Raw genomic sequence first — 24,862 nt, forward strand, 5'->3', positions numbered from 1 at the left:
CGGCGGCGGTTGCGGATCCGGTGCTGTGCTTAAGCCCATTTCAGCCGCTGCTGCCGTGCCGGGCACCTCGAAGGCTGCCGTTTTCCGTCGGCGTGTCGCCTGCCGGGCAGCAAAAAGCCCTGGCTGGACGGGGGAGACCAGCCAGGGCCGTATGCGGTGACGCGTGGGAGGGGGAAGGACGGTTCCGCGCCACTCCCGCATCACGTATGGATGAATAGTAAACCATCTTTCTTGCGGGTCGCTCACTGCAAGCGGGTCAGGTGACCTGTTTCACCCCGTCCGTCCGTGCCGCCTCGCCCGGGCGGACGATCTCCTCCAGCACCCGCTGGACCGCCTCGTACGCCCGCGCCCGGTCCGCCGCCTCCCGCGCACCCTCCGGATCCGTCGCCGTCAGGCTCTGGGCCCGCTCCAGCCAGGCCCGCTCCTCCTCGGCCGCGTACTCCCGGCCCCGCCGGATCCGCCGCAACAATTCGTCCGCGTCCACGACATCGCTCATGCCGGGCGGGTACCCGCCGGAATCCAGGTGATGACACCGCCACCGACGGTGTTTGACAGCGGCTTGGAGGGTCAGCCGGAAGGGAGAGAGCAACGCAATCCGGGCACCGCTCAGGGAGGACAAGGATGCTCGACAAGCACCGGACCAACTCCCGCGCGAACCTGCCGGACGCGCGCCGCTGGGTGCCGGGCCGACCGGCCGAGGCGCGCAGAAAGGTGGAGCGCGTGATGACCGAGCGGTGCCGCGCCCGCGCCCTGCCGTGCCCGCCCGAGGCGGTGGAGGACGCCCTGCTGGTCACCTCGGAACTCGCCACCAACGCCCTGCTGCACGGCGGCGGCATCACCGGCTTCGACGTCGATGTCGACGCCGGCGGCGTCCGGGTCTCGGTCTGCGACCGCAGTGACGAAGTCCCGGTGGCCCTCCAGGCCAGGGACGACAGCGGCCGTACCCTGCCGGGCGGGCGCGGCTGGCCCATCGTGTGCCGGCTGGCCCGGGACGTCCGGGTCGCGGAGCTGCCCTGCGGCGGCAAGCGCATCACGGCCGTCGTACCGCTGCGCTGAAGCGGTTCGCGAAGTTCCGCGCAGCGGCGTTTGCCCGCATGGCCGGGGGGCAGACGGAATCTCGTGCTTCGGACCGGAGGCGCGCCCCGGCGGGGAACACGACCGCTGTCCGGGCCCCCTTCCTGGCGGGCCCGGCGGATCCCCCGCAACTCCCCCTGACACCCCCGTTCGGGCCAGGACCCGGAACCCCGTTCCGGCCGTGCCCTGAAACCACGTTCAGGAGCGATTCCGCATGCTGACCGACCTGTCGACAAGCCGTCCCGGGACGTCCGCCCCCGCCGGTGCCGCCCCGACGCCCAGCAGGCGGCACCACGACGACGCCCCCGACACCGCGGACCTGTTCGCCCGGCTGGCGGAACTGGACGACGGCCCCGAGCGGGACGCCGTACGCGATGAACTCGTCACCGCCTGGCTGCCCATGGCCCACCGGATCGCCGGCCGGTTCCGCGACCGTGGCGAGTCCGTCGAGGATCTGCGCCAGGTGGCCGCGCTCGGACTGGTCAAGGCCATCGACCGCTTCGACCCCTCCCGCGGGGCCTTCGAGAGCTATGCCGTGCCGACGATCACCGGAGAGGTCAAGCGGCACTTCCGCGACCGGATGTGGGCCCTCCGGGTGCCGCGCCGGGTGCAGGAACTGCGCAACCGGGTCCGGGTGGCCCGGCGCGAGCTCACCCAGAACCCCGGCAGCCCCGAACCCGCCGTCGCCGACATCGCCGCCCACACCGGGCTCACCGAGGAAGAGGTGACCGCCGGGCTGGAGGCGCTGGAGAGCTTCAGCACCCTTTCGCTGGACGCCGAGCTCTCGGCCGCCGACGACGGATACAGCCTCGCCGACACCCTCGGCGAGGCGGACACCTCCTACGACGTCGTGGTCGACCGCGAGGCGGCGAAGGAGGGGCTGCGCCGGCTGCCCGAGCGCGAGCGGGCCATTCTCTACATGCGCTTCTTCGAGGACATGACGCAGAGCCGCATCGCCGACCGGCTCGGCATCTCCCAGATGCACGTGTCCCGGCTGATCAGCCGCAGTTGTGCCCGCGTCCGTGACGAGGTGCTCGGCAGCCGCCACCCCGGCACCGACCAGCGGTGAGCGGCCGGCCGGCGGTGAGCGGCCGATCAGCGGTGCGCGGCGGGCCGGGCGCGGGCGCTCACCTCCCTGGCTGTGCCGGGCCCCCGGCGACGCCCAGCGGGCGGGCCAGACCGGAGACCGCCTCGTCCAGCCGCTGCAGATGACGCAGCACCCGGTCCGTCACCCGGCCGTAGCGCGGAGTGTGCGCGGTTCCCGGTTCCAGCATCGACGCGATGCTGGAGCCGGTCTCGATCTCCGCGGTGGACCGCGGATCCGCCACATGCGCGGCGATCGCCTCGATGTTGTGCACGATCCGCCCGCAGGCCCCGCGCAACCGCGGATCCGCCGCGATGGACGGATGCGTCGGCAGCAGCTCGGCCGTGGCCGCGAGGGAACGCCCGTGGTACGCGCAGGTCTCCAGCAGCGCCACCACGTACCGGGCCGTGTCCCGGCGCGAGCGCAGCGGCGTGATCGGATGGGTCAGCGGCTGGGTGGCCGCCCGCAGGTCGGCCAGCGCCTGGTCCAGCTCGCGCGCCTGCTCCACCAGATCGCCGCCGGTCCCGCCGCTCAGCTGGTCGACGGCGCCCCGCGTCACGTCGGCGAGCCGGTCCAGGGTCGCCATGAGGAGGTCGTTGGTACGGCGGTCGGTGTGGATCGGCAGCACCACCGCCGCGGCGATCACCCCGCAGGCCGCGCCGAGCGCCGTCTCCTCGATCCGCAGCACCAGCACCGACATGCTGTACGTGTTCAGCAGGGTGTACAACAGGCCCAGCATCGCCGTCACGAAGAACGACATCAGGGTGTACGACAGGGGCGCGGTGTAGAACACCGCGAAGATGAACAGCAGCACCAGTGCGAACGCCGTCCAGGTGTGGTGTCCGATCAGCCCGGCGAGCCCGATGCCGGCCACCACCCCGAGGACCGTGCCCAGCAGCCGGCGGTAGCCCTTCACCAGGATCTCGCCGGTGGAGGCGGTGTTGAGGAACACGATCCAGCAGGTCAGCACCGCCCAGTACCAGCGCTGGCTGGACAGCAGCTCGCCGCCGGCGATGGCCAGCGAGGAGCCGACGGCCACCTGCAGCGCGGCCCGGGTGGTGGGCCGCTGCAGACCGGCCGGCTCCGCCTCCTCCGGTTCGCTCTCCTCGCTGATCTCGATCGCGGCGTCCTCCGCGTCCAGCTCCTCGCGTGAGCGGGCGGTCGCCGGGGAGTCGTCGGACTCGTCCTGCGGGCCGTCCAGCGCGATGCGCAGGCCGAGCGCGGCCCGCGCGGCCTCGCCCAGGCCACGGAAGACGTCCTGTACGGCCGGAGCGGCCTTGGGCAGGTTCTCTTCCTCGCGATAGCCGAGCAGCCGGTTGCGCACGTGGGCGAGCGCGGTCCCCGACGCCTCGCCGGCCGGCCGCAGCATCAGCACCCGCAGCGCCTTCAGGTCCCGGCGGAGCGCCGCCGTCGCCTCGTCCCGCACCGGCAGCTCGCCCCCCGAGGGCAGCGGGGCGCCCGGCAGGTGCAGGGTCAGGGTGTCGGTCCGCTCGGCGCTGCGCGCGGTGAGCAGCAGCAGCCCGAGCCGTTCGGCGGCGATCTCGGCGTCCGCGATACGGCGCTGGAGCAGCCGGGCCACGGCCGGGTCCGAGGTGCCGTCCTCCAGCCGGCCCTGGATCATCAGCGCCGTCTCGTGCAGCCGCGCGGTGCCGGTGCGCAACTCCTCCAGCACCTTCTCCACCCCGTCGGGGCCGGCGTCCAGCAGCTCGGCCTGCGTGGCGAGCAGCTGCGCGAGCCGGGCGCGGAAGGCCCGCCGCAGCCGGTCCAGGGTGCCCGCCGGGGTCTGCGGCAACAGCATGAACCGGGCGGCGGCGCTGCCCGCGAACGCCACGCAGATGACACCGAACAGCGCCGGCAGCCCGGAGATCGTCGCGTGCACGAACAGGGAGAGGAAGTAGATCTGGAAGCCGATCAGCCCCAGCGCCGTGCCGCGGTCACCGAACCGGCGGCCGTAGACGGCGCAGAAGATGAGGACGACGAAGAACAGGTCCCCGGCCACGACCTGCTGGTTGAGCAGGGCGCCCAGCGTGACCGAGACCAGTGCCACCGGCAGGCCGAGCGCCAGCGTGACGGCCTGCGGGCCCCGCTGTTTCTCCCGGATGGCGAAGGTGGCGACCATCGCCGCCATGGCTCCGGCGACCAGCTGCGGCACCGGGACGCGCAGCACGGCGAGGACGGCGAGGGTCAGCGCGATGGCGGTGACCGTGCGCAGTCCCGCGGTGAGGCGGAGCAGCCCCGGGTCCGACGCCGCGAGCCGGTCCCACATCCGTACCTGTCCCGACCGTCCCGCTGCCTTCACGCCGCCGTGCTCTCTCCCGTGCCAGAAATGATCTCCGACCCAGCATCGCACGCGGGTCCGGGCTACCTGCTCTCGGCCAGCGTGGCGGCCACCAGGGCGTTGGCGTGTCCGTGACCGAGTCCGTGCTCCGACTTCAGCCAGCCGACCAGCTCCATGTGCTTGGTCAGCGGTGAGGAGCGGATCAGCTCCTGCCACTCGGCGACCGGGCGGCCGTACTTCTTCTCGATCGCGGGGAAGTAGCTCGCCGGGCCCTTCACGGTCTTCTCGGTCATGGTGCGGTGTTCCCTCCGTGTGACGTATGCCGGTCACCTGAGAAGACCGCCGGTCCGGTGGGAAATGATCGGCGGTCTCTCGGTGATTCAGGTCACATCAGAGCTGGTCCAGTGCGGTGCCGCCCACGCGCGCCCGTACCTGTTCCGGCGTCAGATAGGCGTCGGTGAACTCGAAGTCCTTCAGCCGGGCGGGCTTGCGCGCCTGGAAGCCGGTGCGGACGAAATCGTCGCCCGCGACCGCGTTCAGCAGCCAGTTGGTCATCACACGGGCCTTGGCGACGTTCGTGCGCAACGCCGACCAGTGGTATCCGCGCGCCACCGCCTGCGCGAGCAGCCCGCGCAGCTCGATACCGAGCGGTTTGGACACCGCGTCCTTGCCGCCCAGGTCCACCACCAGCCCCAGGTCCTTGTGCTCGTACGGCTGCAGCGGCCGGCCCCGCAGGGCCGCCATGACGTTGTCGGCGACCTTCCTGCCCTGCCGCATGGCGTGCTGCGCGGTGGGCGGGCACACCGCACCCTCCTGCCCCTTCGCCAGGTCCGGCACCGCCGCCGAGTCACCGAGCGCGAACACCCCGTCGTGCCCCGGCAGGCACATCTCGGCGGTGACCGCGAGCCGGCCCTTGACCGTCTCCGCGCCGAGCGTGGCGATCAGCGGGCTGGCGACCACACCGGCCGTCCAGATCAGGGTGTGCGTGGGCACCACCCGGCCGTCGGTGAAGGTGACCTCCTCCGGGCCCGCCTTGTCGATCGACACGCCCAGCGAGACCTCGACGCCGCGTCGCTTCAGGATCTCCTGCGCGCTGCGGCCGAGCTTGTCACCCAGCTCCGGCATGAGCTTGGGCGCGATGTCGATCAGGTGCCACCTGATCAGACCCGGGTCCAGGCGCGGGTAGCGCTGCACGGCGGCGTGCGTCAGCCGTTGCAGGCAGGCCGCGGTCTCGGTGCCCGCGTAGCCGCCTCCGACCACCACGAACTGCAGCCGCGCGGCCCGCTCCGCCGGGTCGTCGCTGGCGTCCGCCAGGTCCAGCTGCGAGATCACGTGGTCGCGGATGTAGGCGGCCTCGGCGAGCGTCTTCATCCCGAAGGCGTGGTCGGTCAGACCGGGGATGTCGAAGGTGCGGGTCACGCTGCCCGGCGCCAGCACGATGTAGTCGTAGGGCTCGTTGACGATCTTGTCGGTGATGGTGCGCACCACGCACACCTTGGACTTCAGGTCCACACCGATCGCGCCGCCCGGGATGATCCGGGTGCGGTACTTCTTGCTCCGGCGCAGGGACACGGCGATCGACTGCGGCGTGAGCACGCCGGAGGCGACCTGGGGCAGCAGGGGGAGATACAGCTGATAGGCGTACGGCGTCACCAGCGTGACGTCGGCCTCGTCGGGGGCGAGTTTCCGCTCCAGGCGGCGGACGCACTCGACTCCGGCGAAGCCGGCGCCAACCACCAGGATCCTGGGTCGTGTCACGGTGTCCATCCCTTTCTGCGGCTCCAGGCGGTCCTGCTCGATGCCGTTCGCCTGCCCCGGATCGCCACACACCAACTCCGATCCCACCGTGCCTGCAGCCGTTCCGCCAGCTGAGCGCGGCAGGCAGACGAACGCGTGGGGATCAACGTGCCCCACAGCGGGGTGGAGTAACCGGATGGCGTACACCTACACGTCGAACATCCGTCACCAGGGCAGGAACGCGTGGATGTCCTTGCCGCCGTCGTGCACGACGACGCTGACCTGGGTGCACAGGGTGTGCACCAGATGCCAGCCGATGCCGCCGCCGCCCGTACGCGGGTGGAAGGGCCGCGGTTGCGGCGTCGTCCGGTTCGTGTCCCGCATCGTCACGTGCACCCCGTCGAAGGTGCGGCGCAGCCGCAGATCGAACGGGCCGGGCGCGTACTGGACGGCGTTCGCGGCCAGCTCCGTGACCACCAGCAGGATGTCGTCCCAGTACTCGTGCGCCCCGGGCGGCGCGTGCCGGGCGAGGGAGCACAAGAACTCCTCCGCCGCCAGCCGTGCCCCCGTGACGTTGCGCAGCTCACCCGGGAAGGAGAACGTACGCTCGTGGCTCTCCTCCGCGGGTGGTGTGTCGTCCCAACGCGGCTCCGTCACCATCTCGCATTCCCCGGCCCCGGCCCGGGAGGGCCCGCTCGGCCCCTCCGGCCAGGACGGTCGTCGTTGCTGATCTCTTGCTCCGCTGCGGGTTCCCAAAGCCGCGCGGACTATCCGTCCCCCCCGGCCCGGCGGCCCCCGGGTGCACCTTCTCAGCGGAAGACGTCATCCGCCTCGTCCCACTCGGCCGGCTCCTGCGCAACCGGCCGCGAGCGCGAACGCGCCTGGTACATCGCCTCGATCTCGGCCGCGTAGTGCCGCACGACGGCGTCCCGGCGCAGTTTCATGGACGGTGTGAGCAGCCCGTTGTCCGCCGCGAACGATTCCTGGAGGACACGGTAGACCCTGATGGACTCCGCGCGGGACACCGCGCTGTTGGCGGAGGCCACGGCCCGCGCGATCTCCTCCCGCAGCGCGTTCTCCTCCCGGGCCTCCCGGCCCGGGTGGTCACCCGGCAGCGCCAGGGCGCCCCGCCAGTGCGCGAGGAAGTCCGGGTCCAGGGTGATCAGGGCGCCGACACAAGGCCGGTCGTCGCCGATCACCACTGCCTGGTGGACCAGCGGATGCATGCGCAGGCGCTGCTCCAGCAGGGCCGGCGCCACGCTCTTGCCGCCGCTGGTGACGATGATGTCCTTCTTGCGCCCCGTGATCGTCAGATAGCCCTCGGAGTCGAGCCGGCCGATGTCCCCGGTGGCCAGCCAGCCGCCGCGCAGCGCGGCCCGGGTCGCCGACTCGTCGCTGATGTAGCCCTGGAACACCGAGGGCCCGCGCACCAGGATCTCCCCGTCGTCGGCCACCTGGACCTGGGTGCCCGGCAGCGGCAGCCCGACGGTCCCGGACTTCTCCCGGCCGAGCGGCTGCATGGTGATCCCGCCGGCGGCCTCGGTGAGCCCATAGCCGTCGTGGACGAAGACACCCATGCCCTCGTAGAACAGGGCCAGTTCACGGCCGAGCGCCGAACCGCCCGAGGTGCCCCGCACCACCCGGCCGCCGAGCGCGGCCCGGAGCCTGCGGTACACCGTCCGCTCGAACAGGGAGTGCTGCAGCCTCAGTTCGAAACCCGGCCCCGGCCCGGTGCCCAGCCGCCGGCGTTCCTCGGCCGCGGCGAAGTCCCGCGCGGTCTGCGCGGCCCGCTCGAACAGGGCACCCCGGCCCGCCTGCTGGGCGGTGCGCAGAAAGGTCTTGTACAGCCTCTCGAACACCGACGGCACGCCGTAGAGGTACGTCGGACGGAAGCTGCTCAACGCCGACGCCAGTGCCGTCTCCGTCACCTCCGGCTCATGCGCCATCAGCGCTCCGCCGCGCACACACGTCAGCATGATCATCATGCCGTAGACGTGGGAGAACGGCAGGAAGGCCAGCACGGACGGCTGTTCGCCGGGGGGCGCCGCGGTGTGCGCCCAGCCGGCCAGCAGGGTGTCGCACGGGTAGGCCAGGCCCCGGTGACTGAGGGCGCAGCCCATCGGGCGGCCCGAGGTGCCGGAGGTGTAGACGACGGCCGCCGTGGAGTCCGGCAGCACGATCCGGCGCAGCGACTCCACCGTGGTGTAGGGGACCACCGTGCCCCGCTCGACGAGATCGGTCAGCGCCCCCGTGTCCAGCTGCCAGACGTGCCGCAGCCGCGGCAGCCGGGCGCACACCGTGCCGACGGTCATCACGCCCTGCTCGTCCTCCACGACCACGGCCACGCAGCCCGCGTCCCGCAGGATCCACTCGACCTGGTCCCGGGACGAGGCCGGATGGACCGGTACGACCTCGGCGCCCACGGCCCACAGCGCGTGGGCCAGCACCGTCCACTCGTAGCGGGTCCGGGCCATCAGGGCCACCCGGTGGCCGGGCGTGATCCCGGCGGCGATCAGGCCCTTGGCCACATCGACCACCTCGTCCCGCACCTCGACCGCCGTCACCTCCTCCCATCCGGCCGCGCCGGGACCCGCGCGGCGCGCCAGCATCGGCAGCGTCGGATTCCGGTCCGCCGCCGCGAAGACACAGTCGGCGAGACCGCCGGTCAGCGGCGGGGTGGAGGCCGGAGCGAGGGCGACGTCGCGCATGCGCTGCTCCCGGTGTACGGAGGGTCACTCCGCCGATCGGCTCGGTGTCGGCGGTGCTCGAATGTAGCTCAGGCAAGCGCGTTCGGTGAGAGGATCGGGGAAGTCGTGATCGGCTGATGATGTGGGCGCGTCCTGGGGACTCGGGAGGCATGAGTCATGTGAATCCCGATCCGGAACCCGAGCGCACGACCGGACTGGAGCCAGGTGGGGGAGTTCCGCCCGGTGAGACACCGCCCGCCGAGAGCAGCATGCCCGAGGCCGGGCCCCGGGAGCCGCACGCCCAGCACAGAGGCTGGGCCAAGGCTCCGCTGACCCTGATCCTGCTCCTGGTCGCGCTGATAGCGGCGTTCTTCCTGGTCTACGCCCTGATCCTGATCCTCTGAACCCCGCCGGGCGGGACGTCTAACCCTGCGTACGCCGCACACACTCGGTGACGACGTCGCGCAGGCTGCCGGTGTGCTCCAGCAGCCGGCGCTGCTCGCGCGCGCCGTTGCCCCGGCGCAGCAGCTCGTCGACGGTATGTGCTGCGCGGTCCGCGTCGCCGGTCTCGGTGAGCGCGTCCCCGGCATGCTCCAGCAGGGATTCGAGCACCTGAGGAGCGGGCCGGGGCCGCAGGCTGACCGGGTCCAGGAGGTCCTCCTCCAGCCCGAACCGGGCGGCCTGCCAGTCGGCCAGCCTGAGCAGACTCACGCCGGGGTCGGCCGCCGGCCGGCCCGCCCGCCAGTCGCGCGCGGCCGTCTCCACGAGGGCGCGGCAGAGCGTCGCGACCAGCACGGCGGTGTCCGCGCCCAGGCACACGTCCGCGACCCGGAACTCCACGGTCGGATAGTGGGCCGACAGCCGCGCGTCGAAGTAGACCATCCCCTCGTCGAGGATGACTCCGGTGGCCACCATGTCGGCCACCCGTCGGTGGTACCGCTCGGCGGTCCCGAACAGCTCGGTCGGCCCGGCCGACGGCCAGCGGTTCCACACCCGGCTGCGATAACTGGCGTAGCCGGTGTTGCGGCCCTGCCAGAACGGGGAGTTCGCACTGATCGCCCGCAGCACCGACAGCCACGGGCGGACCCGGTCGAGGACGGCTGTGCCCTCCTCGTCGGACTCCACCGACACATGGACATGGCAGCCGCACACGAGCTGGTCCCAGGTGGGCACCCCGTACCGCTCGGCCAGCCACTGGTACCGATCGTTCACGCTGAGGGAGGGACTGACCGGCAGGGGAGAGGTGGCCAGCGCGGCGACGGTGCAACCGATCTGCCCGGCGTGCCGGGCAGCCTCCTTGCGACAGCGGACGATCTCGTCACCGAGGTCCGCCATGTCCGACTGCGGATGCGTGGCGAACTCCAGCATCTGGCCGAACAGCTCCTTCTCGAAGACGTCCTGCCCGGGATCGTCCTGAGCGGCGCGGGCGAGGACTGCTGCCGCCAGCGCCCTCGGGTCCCCGCTGTCCGGATCGACCAGGAGGAGTTCCTCCTCCACTCCGACAGTGCGCACCTGGTGTGCCGCCCTTCTGTCCGTGCCACTAGGGGCAGCCGACGGTCTGTACGACCTCGACTGCCCCTCGGACGGCCGCCGACACCTGCGGCTTTCAGCGCTCCGGCGCCAGCCAGACGGTGGCGAGCGGCGGCAGCGTCAGCCGGAGGAACCCGTCCTCGGGCTTGACCGGTCCCGCGGTGCCGACCCCGCTGCCGCCGTAGCGGACGTCGTCGGTGTTCAGCGCCTCGTGCCAGGCGGGGAGGTCGTCCGGGACCCACAGGCGGTAGTCCTGCCGGACGACGGGAGAGAAGTTCGAGACCGCCAGCAGCGGGCTGCCGTCGGCGGCGAACCGCAGGAACGCCAGGACGTTGTCGTCCGCCGCGTCACACAGAACCCACCGGAAGCCGCCCGGGTCGGTGTCCCGCTGCCACAGCGCCGGCATCGCCCGGTACACCGTGTTCAGGTCCCGGACCAGGGCCTGGACGCCCCGGTGGTCGCCGGCCGAGTGGTAGTCGTCGCCGAGCAGCCACCACTCCGGGCCGTGTGCCTCGGACCACTCCGCCCCCTGCGCGAACTCCTGCCCCATGAACAGCAGCTGTTTGCCGGGGTGGGCCCACATGAAGCCCAAATAGGCACGGTGGTTGGCGCGCCGCTGCCACCAGTCGCCGGGCATCTTCGACACCAGCGCCTGCTTGCCGTGCACCACCTCGTCGTGGGAGATGGGCAGGACGTAGTTCTCGCTGTAGGCGTACACCATCGAGAACGTCATCTCGTCGTGGTGGTACTTGCGGTGCACCGGCTCCTTCTGGATGTACTCCAGCGAGTCGTGCATCCAGCCCATGTTCCACTTCAGGCCGAACCCGAGGCCGCCGCTGTCCGTCGGCCGGGTCACCCCGTCCCAGGCGGTGGACTCCTCGGCGATGGTCACCACGCCCGGGCAGCGCCGGTACACGGTGGCGTTCATCTCCTGGAGGAAGGCGACCGCGTCGAGATCCTCCCGGCCGCCGAACACGTTCGGCTCCCACTGGCCGGAGTCCCGCGAGTAGTCCAGGTAGAGCATGGAGGCGACGGCGTCCACGCGCAGCCCGTCGATGTGGAACTCCTCGCACCAGTAGACCGCGTTGGCGACGAGGAAGTTGCGCACCTCGGTGCGGCCGTAGTCGAACTCGTACGTCCCCCAGTCCGGGTGCTCCGCCCGCGTGGCGTTCCCGGGCTCGTACAGCGGGTCCCCGTCGAACCGGGCCAGCGCCCAGTCGTCCTTCGGGAAGTGCGCCGGCACCCAGTCCATGATCACGCCGAGGCCGGCCCGGTGACAGGCGTCCACGAAGTACCGCAAGTCGTCGGGGGAGCCGAGCCGGGGTGTGGGCGCGTAGTAGGACGTGACCTGATAACCCCAGGAGCCGCTGAAGGGGTGCCCGGCCACGGGCATCAGCTCCACGTGGGTGAAGCCCATCTCCTTGACGTAGGCCGGGAGTTCGTCGGCCAGCTGGCGATAGGTCAGACCGGGTCGCCAGGAGGGCAGATGCACCTCGTACACCGAGAACGGCGCCTGGTGCACGGGTGTGTCACCACGATGCGCCATCCACTCCGTGTCACCCCACTCGTAGCGCGAGGCCGTCACGACCGACGCGGTGTCCGGCGGCACCTCCGCGCACCGGGCCATCGGGTCGGCCTTCAGGAAGCGGTGGCCGTGCCGGGAGGTGATCTCGAACTTGTACCGGGTGCCCTCGCCGATCCCGGGCAGGAACAGCTCCCACACCCCGGACGCGCCGAGCGACCGCATCGGGTACTGCGTGCCGTCCCAGTACGTGAAGTCCCCCGCCACCCGCACCCCTTGGGCGTTCGGCGCCCACACGGTGAAGCGGGTGCCTGCCACGCCCTGGTGGACCATCGGCTCGGCGCCGAGCGCCCGCCACAGCTGCTCGTGCCGGCCCTCGCCGATCAGGTGCAGGTCCAGCTCGCCGAGGGCGGGCAGGAAGCGGTACGGGTCCTGCACCTCCTGTTCGGTGTCGCCGTACGCCACGAGGAGGGTGTAGGAGGGGATCTCCGCGCACGTCAGGACGGTGGCGAAGAGCCCGTCGCCCTCCGACCACATCTCGGTGCGCTTGCCGTCGATCAGGACACTCACCGCCCGGGCGTTCGGGCGCAGCGCCCGGAACAGCGTGCCGCCCGGAACGGGGTGGGCGCCCAGCAGGGCGTGCGGATCGTGGTGCGCGCCGGCCAGCAGCCGGTCACGGTCGGCCGTGTCCAGCGGGACGGCCGCGGGCGGCACGGGCCCCGCGGTCTCGGGTCGCGTGGTGTCACGCAGTGCCATGAGTCAGCCTCCCCACACGGCGAGTCGCTTGATCGCCGCCATCGGAACCGGCAGCCAGTCCGGCCGGTGTCTCGCCTCGTACAGCACCTCGTAGACCGCCCTGTCCGTCTCGTGCGCGCGCAGCAGCGCGTGCTTCTTGCGTGGATCCCAGCCCGCGCGGGCCGCGTAGCCCGCGCAGAACGCCTCCCGGCAGCGGCGCGCCCACTCGGGTCGCCAGGGGCGGCGCTGCCGGGCCGCGTAGTCGAAGGAGCGCAGCATCCCGGCCACATCGCGCACCGGGGACTGCGGGGCCCGCCGCTCGGCGAGCGGGCGCGACGGTTCACCCTCGAAGTCGATGACGAACCAGTCGCGGCCGGCCCGCAACACCTGCCCGAGGTGCAGGTCGCCGTGGATGCGCTGGGCGGGCGGCCCCGTGTCGCAGGTGGCCAGCGCCCCGAACGCGGCCTTCAGGCCGGGCACGAAGGGCAGCAGCCCGGGTACGGCGTGCGCGGCGGCGTTCAGCCGCGCGCACATCGCCTCGGCCGTACGGCCGTTCTCGCCCGGCGCGGCCGGCGGGAAGGCATCGGCCAGCGCCAGGTGCACCTCCGCCATGGCCCGGCCCAGCGCGCGGGCCTCGGTGGTGAAGTCGTCGCCCGCGGCGAGCGCGCTGAGCGCCAGCGACCAGCCGTCGGTGGCGTCCGGCAGGAACGGCTGGAGCACTCCGAGGGTGGCCCGGCGCGGGGCGGTCGTGGTGAACCAGGCCACCGGCGCGGGCACCCGGGCGCAGCCCTGCGCGGCCAGCGCCGCCGGCACCTCCAGGTCCGGGTTGACGCCCGGCTGGATCCGCCGGAACACCTTCAGGATGTACGCGTCGCCGTACACGATCGAGGTGTTGGACTGCTCGGCGTCCAGCAGCCGCGGCGGCAGGCCACCGGGCACTCGGGCGCCCGGGGCCGCCTCGAACCGCAGCGGACCCGCCGCGCCGGGCTGCCGCAGCCGCTGGAGCAGCAGATCCGCCGAACGCGGATCGTGCAGCGCGTCGTACACCGCGAGCCCGGCCAGCGGGCCTTCCTGTGCCCGCCCGATGAACGCACGCTCCAGCCGCGGGGCGAGATGCCGTCGCAGGCCCAGCAGCAGCTGGTAGCAGTCCCCGGGCGCGGACGTGCCGCCGGGGGTGGGCACCGGCACGTGCGAGGCGTGCACCAGCAGGTGCAGACACCCCGGGAACAGCTCGGTCACGGACAGCACCGACAGATCGGTGACGGGCCGGTCCTTGCCCGCGAACCAGCGTTGCCTCGGCAGCCATTCGCGCAGCAGACCGCCCAGTGAGGCCATGGGCCCGTCGACGCCGGTCGCGGTGCGCGGTCGGGGGGTGATGGTCTTCGGCATGGTGACGCGTCCTTTCCTCGGCGCCGGACGGGTCAGCGGCGGCGGCCGATGCGGGATGCGACTCGGGTGAGCCGGAACCAGTAGAAGCCGTGGCCCTGCAGGGTCAGCAGATAGGGCAGTTCACCGATGGCGGGGAAGCGCACCCCGCCGATCAGCTCGACGGGGTGCCGTCCGTCGTAGGTGCGCAGGTCGAGTTCGGTGGGCTGGGCGAAGCGGGAGAAGTTGTTCACGCACAGCACCAGGTCGTCGCCGTACTCGCGCAGGAACGCCAGGACCGCGGGGTTGGAGGACGGCAGCTCGGTGAACGAGCCGAGTCCGAAGGCGGGGTTCTGCTTCCGGATCTCGATCATGCGGCGGGTCCAGTGCAGCAGGCTGGACGGGGAGGACATAGAGGCTTCCACGTTGGTGACCTGGTAGCCGTAGACCGGGTCCATGATCGTGGGCAGGTACAGGCGTCCGGGGTCGCAGGTGGAGAAACCGGCGTTGCGGTCGGGGGTCCACTGCATGGGGGTGCGTACGGCGTCGCGGTCGCCGAGCCAGATGTTGTCGCCCATGCCGATCTCGTCGCCGTAGTAGAGGATCGGCGAGCCGGGCAGGGACAGCAGCAGGGCGGTGAACAGCTCGATCTGGTTGCGGTCGTTGTCGAGCAGGGGGGCGAGGCGGCGGCGGATGCCGATGTTGGCGCGCATCCGCGGGTCTTTCGCGTATTCGGCCCACATGTAGTCGCGTTCCTCGTCGGTGACCATTTCGAGGGTCAGCTCGTCGTGGTTGCGCAGGAAGATGCCCCACTGGCAGCTGGTGGGGATCGCGGGGGTCTTGGCGAGGATCTCGGAGACCGGGTAGCGCGACTCCCGGCGTACGGCCATGAAGATGCGCGGCATGACGGGGAAGTGGAACGCCATGTGGCACTCGTCGCCACCGGTGGAGTAGTCGCCGAAGTAGTCGACGACGTCCTCGGGCCACTGGTTCGCCTCCGCCAGCAGCACGGTGTCCGGGTACATCGCGTCGATATCCCGGCGGACCCGCCTGAGGAAGGCGTGCGTGGCGGGCAGGTTCTCGCAGTTGGTGCCCTCTTCCGCGTACAGGTAGGGCACCGCGTCCAGGCGGTAGCCGTCGATGCCCAGGTCCAGCCAGAAGCGCAGGGCGGCCAGGATCTCCTCCTGGACTGCCGGGTTCTCGTAGTTCAGGTCCGGCTGGTGCGAGAAGAAGCGGTGGAAGTAGTACTGGCCCCGGACCGGGTCGAAGGTCCAGTTGGACGCCTCGGTGTCGACGAAGATGATCCGGGCGTCCTGGTACTGCTTGTCGTCGTCGGCCCACATGTAGAAGTCGCCGTAGGGGCCCTCGGGGTTCTTCCGGGACTCCTGGAACCACGGGTGCTGGTCGCTGGTGTGGTTCATGACGAAGTCGATGATCACGCGCATGCCGCGCTGGTGGGCGGCGTCCACGAACTCCACGAAGTCGGCGAGGTCCCCGAACTCCGGGAGCACGGCGGTGTAGTCGGACACGTCGTATCCGCCGTCGCGCAACGGGGACTTGAAGAACGGCGGCAGCCACAGACAGTCCACGCCGAGCCACTGCAGATAGTCGAGCTTGGCGGTCAGGCCCTTCAGGTCGCCGACGCCGTCACCGTTGCTGTCCTGGAAGGAGCGGACCAGCACCTCGTAGAAGACGGCACGCTTGAACCACTCGGGGTCCCGGTCACCCGCGGGAGTGTCCTCGAAAGTGTCCGGTACGGGGTCGTTGACGGTCATGACGCTGCGGGCCCTCCGTTCTGGGGCGTCGATCGCCCGACGTGGAGCACGTGCGCCGGCGTCCGGCCGGGCGTGAGACGCACGTAGTTTGTCCTGCCCCAGTGGTACGTCTCGCCCGTCAGTTCGTCGTGCACCGGTGGGGTGGCGTCCCAGTCCAGGCCGAGTTGCGGCATGTCCAACGAGACCGTGGCCTCCTGGGTGTGACGCGGGTCGAGGTTGACGACCACGACGACCGTGTCCGTACCCGTGCTCTTGCTGTAGGCGAGCACGGCATCGTTGTCGGTCTCATGGAAGTGCAGATTCCGCAGGCGCTGTAGCGCGGGGTGTTCTCGCCGGATGGTGTTGAGCCGGGTGATGAGGGGGGCGATGGTGCGGCCCTCGCGTTCGGCGGTTTCCCAGTCGCGGGCTTTGAGCTGGTACTTCTCCGAGTCCAGGTACTCCTCGCCACCCTGCCGCAGCGGGGTGTTCTCGCACAGCTCGTATCCGGAGTAGATGCCCCAGGCGGGGGAGAGGGTGGCGGCCAGGACGGCACGGACCTCGAAGGCGGGGCGTCCGCCGTGCTGGAGGTAGCCGTGCAGGATGTCGGGGGTGTTGGCGAAGAAGTTCGGCCGCATGTAGGCCGCCGCCTCACCCGACAGTTCGGTGAGGTACTCGGTCAGTTCCTGCTTGCTGTTGCGCCAGGTGAAGTACGTGTACGACTGCTGGAAGCCGATCTGGGCGAGGGTGTGCATCATCGCGGGCCGGGTGAACGCCTCCGCCAGGAAGATCACGTCGGGGTCCCGGCGGTTGACCTCGGCGATGACCCGCTCCCAGAACACCACGGGCTTGGTGTGGGGGTTGTCGACCCGGAAGATCCGCACCCCGTGCCCCATCCAGTGCCGCAGCACGCGGACGGTCTCGGTGACCAGGCCGTCCATGTCGGCGTCGAAGGCGATGGGGTAGATGTCCTGGTACTTCTTGGGCGGGTTCTCCGCGTGGGCGATGGAGCCGTCGGGGCGGTGGTGGAACCACTCGGGGTGCTTGTGCACCCAGGGGTGGTCCGGTGAGCACTGCAACGCGAAGTCCAGGGCGACCTCCAGGCCCAGTTCGCGTGCCTGAGCGACGAAGTGGTCGAAGTCCTCGATGGTGCCGAGGCCGGGGTGGACGGCGTCGTGGCCGCCCTCGGGCGAGCCGATCGCCCAGGGCACGCCGACGTCGTCCGGGCCGGCGGTGAGGGTGTTGTTGCGGCCCTTGCGGAACGTCGTGCCGATCGGGTGGACGGGAGGCAGGTAGACGACGTCGAAGCCCATGTCCGCGATCGGCTTCAGCCGGCGGGCGGCGGTACGGAACGTGCCGTGCGGCTGCGCGGCGGTGCCCTCCGAGCGCGGGAAGAACTCGTACCAGGAGCCGTACAGGGCGCGTTCACGCTCCACCAGCAGCGGCATCGCGTCCGAGGCGGTCACCAGCTCCCGCAGCGGGTAGCGGGCCAACACCTCCTCCACCTCCGGCGACAACGCCGCCTTCAGCCGGTGGTGCACCGAGAGGGAGTCGTCGCCCAGGGCCTGTGCGGCGGCCAGCACGAGGTCGCGCTCCGGGCCCTTGGGCACTCCGGCGCCGGCACGCTCGTACAGCTCGGCGCCCGACTCCAGCACCAGGCCGGTGTCGATCCCGGCCGGCACCTTCACGGACGCGATGCGCCGCCAGGTCGCCAGCGGATGGCTCCACGCCTCCACCCGGTAGGTCCAGCGGCCGGTCACGTCCGGCGTGATCTCCGCCCCCCAGCGGTCGCTTCCCGGCGACAGCTCCCGCATCGGTGTCCACGGGCCGCGCCGGCCCACCGGATCGCGCAGGACCACGTTCGCGCCGACGGCGTCATGCCCTTCGCGGAACACGGTGGCCGTGACCTCGAAGGTCTCCCCGGCCACCGCTTTGGCCGGGCGCCTGCCGCACTCCACGGCCGGCCGGACGTCGCGTACCGGTACACGGCCGATGGCCGGGGTCCTGCGCATGTGTGTCACCTCCGCCGTGCGCGAAGCCGGGCACCCGGCCCGGCTTCGCGATCCGATAGTCGGCCCGGCGTGTGCCGGTCCGAGGGGAACGCCTTGTACGGTGCCAGGTCAGGGGCTTGGCGCCGTGGAACGCCGCTCCGACGGCGGCGCTCTTCTGGCCGCGCGACGAGGTTGCGGACGTGCGTCCTGCTCACGCAGGTAGGTGACCAGGTTCGTGCGGAGATAGCGCTCTGCGGCGTCCGCGGCCTCGCGGGCGCAGCGTTTGCCCATCAGCACGCACAGCGTGTACCCCGAGTCTTCGAAGGTGGCCCGGACCGTGCGGTCGTGAGGCGAGGCGAGCATCACGCGCTCCCACGCCCGGTAACGCCGCAACTGCCGGGCCACTTCGGCCTTGGCGGGTAGCAGCATCGCCCTCTTCACCTTCCACGCTCTCGACTGGGCGCGTTCCCGACGGTCGGGTGGTGTCCGCGCACGGAGAGGCACGGCACCGTTACGGCGATCGAGGCTTTCACTTATGGTGCACGCGCGACGACGCAGCGTCTTGTTGGAGCTTCAACCATTACGGGTGCCGGGTGCTCGTGTTGCACGAATGGCGTAGTGCCCGCACCGTGGAGGTGACTCAGAAGCGATCAACGCTCACGCTGTGTGTCCGGGATCCCTCCCGGACGGGGTCAGGGGAGCGAGAGCTTCGCCGGTGAGGAGCAAGCGACGATGAAGACCGCAGTGCCCTGCTACTACCACCTCGATGTGGAAGTCAGCCCGGAACGGGTGGTACAGGTCAGCCGCATCCTGGCCGCCCATCTCCGCTACTGGGATCTCGAGAACCTCGTGGACCCCGTCTGCCGCGGCGCCGAACTGCTGCTGCGGGCGATCGACGCGCATGCGACGGACAAGCACACCTCCATCGAGATGTGGTGGAACGGCCAGCACCTCATCACCGCCTTCGGCGACAACGACCCGGATCTGCGCCCCGACCAGGACCTGCGCTCCTGCCTGGCGGACATCGCCGCCATGAGCGACGGCTGGGGCTGCTGCGCCTCGGACACCGGCAGCAAGATCATCTGGTTCTCCCAGCGCGCCCGTGCCGGCGAGCGCATGCCGCTGGTGCCCGTCGCCCCCGCGCCGATGCTGCGCACGGGGCTCCAGGTGCCACGCATGGAGCGCGTGGCCGCCCTGGCCGCGCCGGCGGCCGCCGGGGACGACGCCTTGGAGGGCAGCCGGTGACCGCCCGCAAGAAGCGCGCAGGGGTGCCCGTCTGGAGCGGGCACCCCTACCCGTTGGGTGCCTCGTTCGACGGCCAGGGCACCAACTTCGCCCTCTTCAGCGAGGTCGCCGAGCGCGTCGAGCTGATCCTCGTCGACGACGCCGGCACCGAGACCCCGGTCCGGCTGCACGAGGTCGACGGGTTCGTGTGGCACGCCTACCTGCCCGGCATCGGCCCCGGCCAGCGCTACGGCTACCGGGTGCACGGCCCCTGGCAGCCCGCCCTCGGCAACCGCTGCAATCCGGCGAAACTGCTGCTCGACCCCTACGCCCGTGCCGTCGACGGCCAGATCGACAACCACGCCTCCCTGTACGAGCGGGCCCCGGACGGACCCGCCCCGGCCGACAGCGCCGGCCACTCCATGCTGGGCGTGGTCACCGACCCATTCTTCGACTGGGGCGACGACCGCCCGCCCAGGACGTCGTACGCGGAGTCGGTGATCTACGAGGCCCACGTCCGCGGCCTCACCCGCACCCACCCCGACGTCCCCGAGCCCCTGCGCGGCACCTACGCCGGCCTCGCGCACCCCGCCGTGACCGAACACCTCACCTCGCTCGGCGTGACCGCGGTCGAACTGATGCCGGTGCACCAGTTCGTGCAGGACGGCGTGCTCCAGGACCGCGGCCTGTCCAACTACTGGGGCTACAACACCATCGGCTTCTTCGCCCCGCACAACGCCTACGCCGCCCACGGTACCCGCGGCCAGCAGGTCAACGAGTTCAAGGCCATGGTGAAGGCGCTGCACACGGCCGGGCTCGAAGTCATCCTCGACGTGGTCTACAACCACACCGCCGAGGGCAACGAGATGGGCCCGACCCTGTCCTTCCGGGGCATCGACAACGCCTCCTACTACCGCCTGGTCGACGGTGACTGGGCGCACTACTACGACACCACCGGCACCGGCAACAGCCTGCTGATGCGGCACCCCTACGTGCTCCAGCTGATCATGGACTCGCTGCGGTACTGGGTCACCGAGATGCACGTCGACGGCTTCCGCTTCGACCTCGCGGCCACCCTGGCCCGGCAGTTCCACGAGGTGGACCGGCTCTCGGCGTTCTTCGACCTGATCCAGCAGGACCCGGTGATCAGCCGGGTCAAGCTCATCGCCGAGCCGTGGGACGTGGGGGAGGGCGGCTACCAGGTGGGCAACTTCCCGCCGCTGTGGTCGGAGTGGAACGGCAAGTACCGGGACGCCGTACGGGACTTCTGGCGGACCGAGCCCGGCTCGCTCGGCGAGTTCGCCTCCCGGCTGACCGGCTCCTCCGACATCTATCAGCACAGCAGGCGCCGGCCGCGCGCGAGCGTCAACTTCGTCACCGCGCACGACGGTTTCACGCTGCGCGACCTCGTGTCGTACAACGACAAGCACAACGAGGACAACGGCGAGGACAACCGGGACGGCGAGAGCCACAACCGGTCCTGGAACTGCGGGGCGGAGGGCGACAGCGACGACCCGGCCGTCCTCGAACTGCGCGCCCGCCAGCAGCGCAACCTGCTCGCCACCCTGCTGCTGTCGCAGGGCATCCCGATGCTCTGCCACGGCGACGAACTCGGGCGCACCCAGCGCGGCAACAACAACGCCTACTGCCAGGACAACGAGATCTCCTGGATCGACTGGGAACTGGCGCGGGAGCAGCAGTCGCTCGTGGAGTTCACCCGGCACCTGATCGCCCTGCGAGCGGCGCACCCGGTGCTGCGCCGCCGCCGCTTCTTCCGCGGCGAGACCGCGACCAACGCCGAACAGCCGCTGCCCGACCTGATGTGGCTCCGGCCCGACGCCCGCGAGATGACCGGCCGGGACTGGCAGCGTGACGACGCGCACTCGGTCGGCGTGTTCCTCAACGGCGACGCCATCGCCGAACGGGACCCGCACGGCCGCCGCATGGTCGACGACTCCTTCCTGCTGCTCGTCAACGGCTACTGGGAGCCGGTCGTCTTCCGGCTGCCCGGCGAATCCTTCGGCGAGCGCTGGACCACCCTGATCGACACCGCCGACCCCGACGGGATCCCCGACGAACGCGAACGCAAGGCCGGCACGAAGCTCCGCGTGGAGGCCCGCGGCCTGGTTCTGCTCTCGCGTCCCTCGCGCGGGGCGTGACGAGCCACGGCGGGCCCGCGGGTACCCATGAAGGGGAACCCGCGGGCCCGTGGGCTCAGCGAGCGCGGCGGGCCGTGACCGTGAACTGCGCGCCGTCGGCGTCCCGCAGGATCGCCTCGGTCTCGTCCTCGCGCAGCACGCTGCCCCCGTGCTTCTCCGCCGCGCGGGCGCAGCCCGGCACGTCGGTCACCGCGAAGTGGATCTGCCAGTGCGGACGCACCGAGGGGTCCGGGGCCGCCTCCACCGCGCCCGAGTCGATGCGCGCCACCGCGTCACCCCGGCTGCGCAGCACCACCTCGTCACCGTCGTACTCGACCTCGCAGCAGCCCTCCGAGCCGGTCGCCCAGCCCAGGACCTCGCCGTAGAAGATCGCGGCGTCGAAGGCGTCCCGGGTGTGCAGCCGTACAAAGGTCGGTGCCGCCTGCCGCCACGCCTCCCAGTTGGTGACCAGCTCCCCCTGCCAGATCCCGAACGTGGCGCCGTCCCGGTCGGCGAGCAGCGCCGCCCGGCCGGGGGGGAACGACAGGGGCCCCACCGCGGCGGTGCCGCCCCTCTCCCGGGCCCGGGACGCGGCCAGGTCCGCGTCCTGGACGGCGAAGTACGGCGTCCAGGCCACCGCCATCTGCCACATGGTGGCGACGGCGGCGATCCCGGCCACCGGGACGCCGTTGGCGAGGGCGATCCGGAAGTGTTCACCGAGCTTGGCGCCCCGCCAGCGCCAGCCGAGGACGGCCGAGTAGAAGTCCTCGGTGGCCTGGAGGTCGCGGCTGGTCAGGCTCACCCAGCACGGCGCGCCGTAGACGGCGTGCGTGGAGACGACGTCTTTCCTGCGCGGTCCGCCGACGGGGGTGTCGTGGTTCATGGCAGTCGTCCTGCTCTCGGGGCCGGGCGGCCACCGGTCTGGCACCAGTGTCCAACCGGACGGGGGTGGAGTGCCTGTCGAGTACCCCAGGTGGCAGGGGTGCAGCCCCCTGCCCAGGATGGAGAGATGGGAGAGAGTGAGGCGGACCGGGTGGCCGCGCTACAGGCAGAGGTCGACCAGCTGAAGGAGGCCATGACCTCGCACGCGATCGTGGACCAGGCGATCGGAATGGTCGTGGCCCTCGGCCGGGTCACCCCGGACGAGGGCTGGGAGGTGCTCAAGGAGGTCTCCCAGCACAGCAACATCAAGCTGCGCCACATCGCGGAGCTGATCCTGATCTGGGGTCGGCGCGGGGAGATACCGGCCGACATCCGCGCCGCACTCGAGGACGCCCTGGACCGGCACGGCCCGACGCAGGTGCCCGGTACCGAGGAGGAATAGCGTTCAGCGGGCGCGGGCCTCCGCGAGCAGTTCCTCACGCAGCCGGTCGAAGCAGCCGCTGAGCAGCCGCGAGACGTGCATCTGCGAGATGCCGAGCTGCTCGGCGATCCGGCTCTGTGTCATACCGCCGAAGAACCGCAGGTAGAGGATGGTGCGTTCGCGCTCGGGCAGCGTCTCCAGACACGGCTTGACCGCGGCCCGGTCCACGACGAGGTCGAACCCCGGGTCCGGTCCGCCCAGGGAGTCCCCGAGGGCGTAACCGTCCGTGCCGGCCACCTCCGCGTCCAGGGACAGTGCGGAGAAGCACTCGAGCGCCTCCATGCCGGTGCGCACCTCCTCCTCGCTGAGCCGCGTGTGCGCGGCGATCTCGGCGACGGTGGGCGCCCGGCCCGACGTGGTCTGGGCCAGCTCCTTCGTGGCGGTGCGGACCCGGTTGCGCAGGTCCTGTACCCGGCGGGGTACGTGCAGGGTCCACATGTGGTCCCGGAAGTGACGCTTGATCTCCCCGGTGATGGTGGGCACCGCGTACGCCTCGAAGGCACGGCCGCGGGCGGGGTCGTAGTGGTCGACGGCCTTGACCAGGCCCAGCGCGGCCACCTGGTAGAGGTCCTCCAGGGCCTCGCCGCGGCCGCGGAACCGTACGGCGATCCGTTCGGCCATGGGCAGCCACAGCCGGACCAGTTCGTCCCTGAGCGCCTGGCGCTCGGGACCGTCCGGCAGCCGCGCGAGCCGTTGGAAGGACTCGCCGGTGTCCGGGGCGTCGTCGTGGGGGTGGGGCTTGGTGCCGCCGGTGACAGGCATGTGCGCGCACCTCTCTCGGCAGGTGCTGGTGGACACCGTGGGAGGTGCGCTCGGACGATGAGGGGACATCGGGGCGTCCGGCGGAGCCGGCTCCCACGGACGTGCCTCATGTCCGAAGCACAGTGGTTCGCTTTCCCGCTGACGGACATCTCAAAACAAATAAGTACATATAGGTCCTCTGGGCCTCACTGAGGGCCGCTGTCGTCGCGCTCTTGACTCCCGCTCGGGAAGAAATAGCTCTGTGTCAGAGGTAATTTTCGGGTGTGGAAGCGGACACCTTTCCGGCGGACCTGGCCGACGCGCTCGTCGGTGTCCAGCGGCTGATCCGGCGCCGGCTGCGCGGCGGGGTCACCGGGCCCCGGCTGCGCGGTGCCGAGGTCGAGCTGCTGCGGCTGGTCGAGTCCCGGCCCGGCATCGGCATCTCGGAGGCGGCCCGACAACTGCACCTGGCGAACAACTCCGTGTCGACCCTGGTCAACCAGCTCGCCCGGGACGGCTGTCTGATCCGCGAGACCGACCCGGCCGACCGGCGTGCCGCCCGTCTGCTGCTGACCGGAGCCGCCGCACAGCGGCTCGCGGACTGGCAGCGCCGCCGGACCGAACTGGTCGGCCGGCATGTCTCGCGGCTCGGGGAGGCCGATCAGCAGGCGCTGCGCGCGGCCCTGCCGGCCCTGCGCAGGCTGGCCGTCACGTTGCACGAGGAAGCCGAGGAGACATGACGAGCGAGATCCCGGACGTACCCGGCACCCCCGGCCTCAGCGGTGCCCGGCCCCCATCCGGCGGTGCCGTGACAGAGGCCGGCGGCATGGTCCGCCGCCTCGAACTCGCCCAGCCCTGGTCAGCGCGCCTCGGCTGCTGATCCTGGACGAGCCCACCATCGGCCTGGACCCGATCGCCCGCACCGCCGTGTGGGAGCACATCAACGCCGTACGCGCCGCCACCGGCATGACCGTCCTGGTCACCACCCACTACATGGACGAGGACGACCAGTGCTGCGACCGGGTCGGCCTGATGCACCGCGGCCGCGTCCGCGGTCGAGCTGCAGAAGCTGCGCCACGACCGCACCGAGCTGTACACCCGCGCGGTCCAGCCCGCCCTGTGGCTGCTGATCTTCGGCCAGACCTTCACCCGGATCCGGGCGATCCCCACCGGCGGGGTGCCGTACATCGACTATCTGGCGCCCGGCATCATCGCCCAGTCGGCGATGTCCATCGCGATCTTCTACGGCATCCAGATCATCTGGGAGCGGGACGCCGGCATCCTGAACTAGCTGCTCGTCACGCCGACCCCACGCTCGTCCCTGATCACGGGGTCGTCGTGATCGTCAAGCTGCTCGGCGTCGCCCTCGCGGTGGTCCTCGTCTCCGTGTTCTTCTCCTGCCTGTCGATGACCATCGCGGGGATCGTCCTCAGCCGCGACCGGCTGGACTTCGCCGTCCTGGCGGTGGCCGCTGCGCTCGGCATCACCGCGGCCTCCGCGCTGCTCGGCCGTCTGGCCCGCTGATCTTGCCCCCGGACGTGATGTGCGGCACGCGCGCGCACCCGCCCGGAACAGGCCGCGAACGGATTCTTCCTGGGCAGCGCTTGATCACCGATCAAAGCGGGTGAATACCCTGGCCACA

At 71.3% G+C, this 24,862-nt stretch carries 21 protein-coding genes and 2 pseudogenes; 9 read left to right on the forward strand and 14 right to left on the reverse strand.

Features of this window, described 5'->3' with window-relative positions; all coding sequences use genetic code 11:
* Nucleotides 1–256: 256 nt before the first annotated feature.
* On the reverse strand, nucleotides 257–496 hold the full coding sequence (locus ACIGYR_RS14265; RefSeq protein ID WP_399598953.1) for a hypothetical protein: 240 nt from the start codon (nucleotides 494–496) through the stop codon (nucleotides 257–259).
* Between the two features lie 125 nt (nucleotides 497–621).
* On the opposite strand from ACIGYR_RS14265, the gene ACIGYR_RS14270 reads away from it, so the two are divergent.
* Together ACIGYR_RS14270 and ACIGYR_RS14275 are read left to right on the forward strand one after the other, a co-directional pair.
* Nucleotides 622–1,056 carry an ATP-binding protein gene (locus ACIGYR_RS14270; protein WP_399598956.1) on the forward strand — a complete coding sequence of 145 codons (435 nt, stop codon included), beginning with the start codon at nucleotides 622–624 and terminating at the stop codon, nucleotides 1,054–1,056.
* A 232-nt stretch (nucleotides 1,057–1,288) separates the two neighbouring features.
* Nucleotides 1,289–2,143 carry a SigB/SigF/SigG family RNA polymerase sigma factor gene (locus ACIGYR_RS14275; RefSeq protein WP_399598959.1) on the forward strand — a complete coding sequence of 285 codons (855 nt, stop codon included), beginning with the start codon at nucleotides 1,289–1,291 and terminating at the stop codon, nucleotides 2,141–2,143.
* Nucleotides 2,144–2,201: 58 nt separating this feature from the next.
* On the opposite strand, the gene ACIGYR_RS14280 is transcribed toward ACIGYR_RS14275, so the two are convergent.
* From ACIGYR_RS14280 to ACIGYR_RS14300, 5 genes are all read right to left on the reverse strand, one after another.
* Nucleotides 2,202–4,424, reverse strand: coding sequence for an FUSC family protein (locus ACIGYR_RS14280; protein WP_399600199.1), 2,223 nt, complete (start codon nucleotides 4,422–4,424; stop codon nucleotides 2,202–2,204).
* A 95-nt stretch (nucleotides 4,425–4,519) separates the two neighbouring features.
* Nucleotides 4,520–4,729, reverse strand: coding sequence for a DUF4287 domain-containing protein (locus ACIGYR_RS14285; protein ID WP_391847895.1), 210 nt, complete (start codon nucleotides 4,727–4,729; stop codon nucleotides 4,520–4,522).
* Nucleotides 4,730–4,826: 97 nt separating this feature from the next.
* Nucleotides 4,827–6,203 carry an NAD(P)/FAD-dependent oxidoreductase gene (locus ACIGYR_RS14290; RefSeq protein WP_399598963.1) on the reverse strand — a complete coding sequence of 459 codons (1,377 nt, stop codon included), beginning with the start codon at nucleotides 6,201–6,203 and terminating at the stop codon, nucleotides 4,827–4,829.
* A 195-nt stretch (nucleotides 6,204–6,398) separates the two neighbouring features.
* A complete protein-coding gene (locus ACIGYR_RS14295) occupies nucleotides 6,399–6,833 on the reverse strand; it encodes an ATP-binding protein (protein WP_391847897.1) in 435 nt (144 codons plus the stop codon).
* A gap of 149 nt (nucleotides 6,834–6,982) precedes the next feature.
* The gene (locus tag ACIGYR_RS14300; protein WP_399598966.1) at nucleotides 6,983–8,881 is read right to left on the reverse strand and encodes an AMP-dependent synthetase/ligase; all 1,899 of its coding nucleotides are present in this window, start codon (nucleotides 8,879–8,881) and stop codon (nucleotides 6,983–6,985) included.
* Nucleotides 8,882–9,030: 149 nt separating this feature from the next.
* Here ACIGYR_RS14300 and ACIGYR_RS14305 point away from each other — a divergent pair, with 149 nt between their 5' ends.
* Nucleotides 9,031–9,264 carry a DUF6480 family protein gene (locus tag ACIGYR_RS14305; RefSeq protein WP_391847899.1) on the forward strand — a complete coding sequence of 78 codons (234 nt, stop codon included), beginning with the start codon at nucleotides 9,031–9,033 and terminating at the stop codon, nucleotides 9,262–9,264.
* Nucleotides 9,265–9,283: 19 nt separating this feature from the next.
* Here ACIGYR_RS14305 and ACIGYR_RS14310 read toward each other — a convergent pair whose 3' ends face one another.
* From ACIGYR_RS14310 to ACIGYR_RS14335, 6 genes are all read right to left on the reverse strand, one after another.
* The gene (locus ACIGYR_RS14310; RefSeq protein WP_399598968.1) at nucleotides 9,284–10,372 is read right to left on the reverse strand and encodes a glutamate--cysteine ligase; all 1,089 of its coding nucleotides are present in this window, start codon (nucleotides 10,370–10,372) and stop codon (nucleotides 9,284–9,286) included.
* A 94-nt stretch (nucleotides 10,373–10,466) separates the two neighbouring features.
* Nucleotides 10,467–12,668 carry a 1,4-alpha-glucan branching enzyme gene (gene glgB, locus ACIGYR_RS14315; protein WP_399598970.1) on the reverse strand — a complete coding sequence of 734 codons (2,202 nt, stop codon included), beginning with the start codon at nucleotides 12,666–12,668 and terminating at the stop codon, nucleotides 10,467–10,469.
* 3 nt (nucleotides 12,669–12,671) lie between these two features.
* Nucleotides 12,672–14,036 carry a maltokinase gene (locus ACIGYR_RS14320; protein ID WP_399598973.1) on the reverse strand — a complete coding sequence of 455 codons (1,365 nt, stop codon included), beginning with the start codon at nucleotides 14,034–14,036 and terminating at the stop codon, nucleotides 12,672–12,674.
* A 32-nt stretch (nucleotides 14,037–14,068) separates the two neighbouring features.
* Nucleotides 14,069–15,787, reverse strand: coding sequence for a maltose alpha-D-glucosyltransferase (treS, locus tag ACIGYR_RS14325; protein WP_399598975.1), 1,719 nt, complete (start codon nucleotides 15,785–15,787; stop codon nucleotides 14,069–14,071).
* Nucleotides 15,784–17,775, reverse strand: coding sequence for an alpha-1,4-glucan--maltose-1-phosphate maltosyltransferase (locus ACIGYR_RS14330; RefSeq protein WP_399598979.1), 1,992 nt, complete (start codon nucleotides 17,773–17,775; stop codon nucleotides 15,784–15,786). Before ACIGYR_RS14330 ends, treS begins: the two co-directional genes overlap by 4 nt.
* Nucleotides 17,776–17,883: 108 nt before the next feature.
* Nucleotides 17,884–18,183 carry a DUF5133 domain-containing protein gene (locus tag ACIGYR_RS14335; protein ID WP_161294330.1) on the reverse strand — a complete coding sequence of 100 codons (300 nt, stop codon included), beginning with the start codon at nucleotides 18,181–18,183 and terminating at the stop codon, nucleotides 17,884–17,886.
* Between the two features lie 303 nt (nucleotides 18,184–18,486).
* Between ACIGYR_RS14335 and ACIGYR_RS14340 the strand changes: the two genes are divergently transcribed.
* Both ACIGYR_RS14340 and glgX read left to right on the forward strand, forming a co-directional pair.
* Nucleotides 18,487–18,999: a pep a2 gene (locus ACIGYR_RS14340; protein WP_399598982.1), complete on the forward strand. Its 513-nt coding sequence runs from the start codon at nucleotides 18,487–18,489 to the stop codon at nucleotides 18,997–18,999.
* Entirely contained in the window at nucleotides 18,996–21,137 is a 2,142-nt protein-coding gene (gene glgX, locus ACIGYR_RS14345) for a glycogen debranching protein GlgX (RefSeq protein WP_399598985.1), read from the forward strand. Before ACIGYR_RS14340 ends, glgX begins: the two co-directional genes overlap by 4 nt.
* A 55-nt stretch (nucleotides 21,138–21,192) precedes the next feature.
* On the opposite strand, the gene ACIGYR_RS14350 is transcribed toward glgX, so the two are convergent.
* Nucleotides 21,193–21,999 (reverse strand): VOC family protein, encoded by an 807-nt coding sequence (locus ACIGYR_RS14350; protein WP_391843105.1) that lies wholly within the window; start codon nucleotides 21,997–21,999, stop codon nucleotides 21,193–21,195.
* 126 nt (nucleotides 22,000–22,125) lie between these two features.
* Here ACIGYR_RS14350 and ACIGYR_RS14355 point away from each other — a divergent pair, with 126 nt between their 5' ends.
* Nucleotides 22,126–22,440 (forward strand): ANTAR domain-containing protein, encoded by a 315-nt coding sequence (locus ACIGYR_RS14355; RefSeq protein ID WP_391843103.1) that lies wholly within the window; start codon nucleotides 22,126–22,128, stop codon nucleotides 22,438–22,440.
* Nucleotides 22,441–22,443: 3 nt separating this feature from the next.
* Here ACIGYR_RS14355 and ACIGYR_RS14360 read toward each other — a convergent pair whose 3' ends face one another.
* Nucleotides 22,444–23,241 carry an RNA polymerase sigma factor SigF gene (locus ACIGYR_RS14360; RefSeq protein WP_391843101.1) on the reverse strand — a complete coding sequence of 266 codons (798 nt, stop codon included), beginning with the start codon at nucleotides 23,239–23,241 and terminating at the stop codon, nucleotides 22,444–22,446.
* Between the two features lie 263 nt (nucleotides 23,242–23,504).
* Between ACIGYR_RS14360 and ACIGYR_RS14365 the strand changes: the two genes are divergently transcribed.
* The 3 genes and pseudogenes from ACIGYR_RS14365 to ACIGYR_RS14375 form a co-directional block, all read left to right on the forward strand.
* Nucleotides 23,505–23,960 (forward strand): MarR family winged helix-turn-helix transcriptional regulator, encoded by a 456-nt coding sequence (locus ACIGYR_RS14365; RefSeq protein WP_399598990.1) that lies wholly within the window; start codon nucleotides 23,505–23,507, stop codon nucleotides 23,958–23,960.
* Nucleotides 23,961–24,025: 65 nt separating this feature from the next.
* Nucleotides 24,026–24,274, forward strand: a pseudogene (locus tag ACIGYR_RS14370) (ATP-binding cassette domain-containing protein); the annotation flags it as partial.
* Nucleotides 24,263–24,744, forward strand: a pseudogene (locus ACIGYR_RS14375) (ABC transporter permease); the annotation flags it as partial. The pseudogenes ACIGYR_RS14370 and ACIGYR_RS14375, both read left to right, overlap by 12 nt.
* Nucleotides 24,745–24,862 lie beyond the last annotated feature (118 nt).

This window comes from Streptomyces sp. NPDC053076 (assembly GCF_044546845.1).
In the GTDB taxonomy this organism is placed as follows: Bacteria; Actinomycetota; Actinomycetes; order Streptomycetales; family Streptomycetaceae; genus Streptomyces.

Bases quoted from the DNA above. Each gene is read 5' to 3' on its own strand.
- ACIGYR_RS14270 (WP_399598956.1), top strand. From the start codon at position 622: ATGCTCGACAAGCACCGGACCAACTCCCGCGCGAACCTGCCGGACGCG.
- ACIGYR_RS14275 (WP_399598959.1), top strand. From the start codon at position 1,289: ATGCTGACCGACCTGTCGACAAGCCGTCCCGGGACGTCCGCCCCCGCC.
- ACIGYR_RS14300 (WP_399598966.1), bottom strand. From the start codon at position 8,881: ATGCGCGACGTCGCCCTCGCTCCGGCCTCCACCCCGCCGCTGACCGGC.
- ACIGYR_RS14350 (WP_391843105.1), bottom strand. From the start codon at position 21,999: ATGAACCACGACACCCCCGTCGGCGGACCGCGCAGGAAAGACGTCGTC.
- ACIGYR_RS14265 (WP_399598953.1), bottom strand. From the start codon at position 496: ATGAGCGATGTCGTGGACGCGGACGAATTGTTGCGGCGGATCCGGCGG.
- ACIGYR_RS14330 (WP_399598979.1), bottom strand. From the start codon at position 17,775: ATGCGCAGGACCCCGGCCATCGGCCGTGTACCGGTACGCGACGTCCGG.
- ACIGYR_RS14340 (WP_399598982.1), top strand. From the start codon at position 18,487: ATGAAGACCGCAGTGCCCTGCTACTACCACCTCGATGTGGAAGTCAGC.
- treS (WP_399598975.1), bottom strand. From the start codon at position 15,787: ATGACCGTCAACGACCCCGTACCGGACACTTTCGAGGACACTCCCGCG.
- ACIGYR_RS14295 (WP_391847897.1), bottom strand. From the start codon at position 6,833: ATGGTGACGGAGCCGCGTTGGGACGACACACCACCCGCGGAGGAGAGC.
- ACIGYR_RS14360 (WP_391843101.1), bottom strand. From the start codon at position 23,241: ATGCCTGTCACCGGCGGCACCAAGCCCCACCCCCACGACGACGCCCCG.
- glgB (WP_399598970.1), bottom strand. From the start codon at position 12,668: ATGGCACTGCGTGACACCACGCGACCCGAGACCGCGGGGCCCGTGCCG.
- ACIGYR_RS14320 (WP_399598973.1), bottom strand. From the start codon at position 14,036: ATGCCGAAGACCATCACCCCCCGACCGCGCACCGCGACCGGCGTCGAC.
- ACIGYR_RS14280 (WP_399600199.1), bottom strand. From the start codon at position 4,424: ATGTGGGACCGGCTCGCGGCGTCGGACCCGGGGCTGCTCCGCCTCACC.
- ACIGYR_RS14285 (WP_391847895.1), bottom strand. From the start codon at position 4,729: ATGACCGAGAAGACCGTGAAGGGCCCGGCGAGCTACTTCCCCGCGATC.
- ACIGYR_RS14355 (WP_391843103.1), top strand. From the start codon at position 22,126: ATGGGAGAGAGTGAGGCGGACCGGGTGGCCGCGCTACAGGCAGAGGTC.
- ACIGYR_RS14305 (WP_391847899.1), top strand. From the start codon at position 9,031: ATGAGTCATGTGAATCCCGATCCGGAACCCGAGCGCACGACCGGACTG.
- ACIGYR_RS14290 (WP_399598963.1), bottom strand. From the start codon at position 6,203: ATGGACACCGTGACACGACCCAGGATCCTGGTGGTTGGCGCCGGCTTC.
- ACIGYR_RS14335 (WP_161294330.1), bottom strand. From the start codon at position 18,183: ATGCTGCTACCCGCCAAGGCCGAAGTGGCCCGGCAGTTGCGGCGTTAC.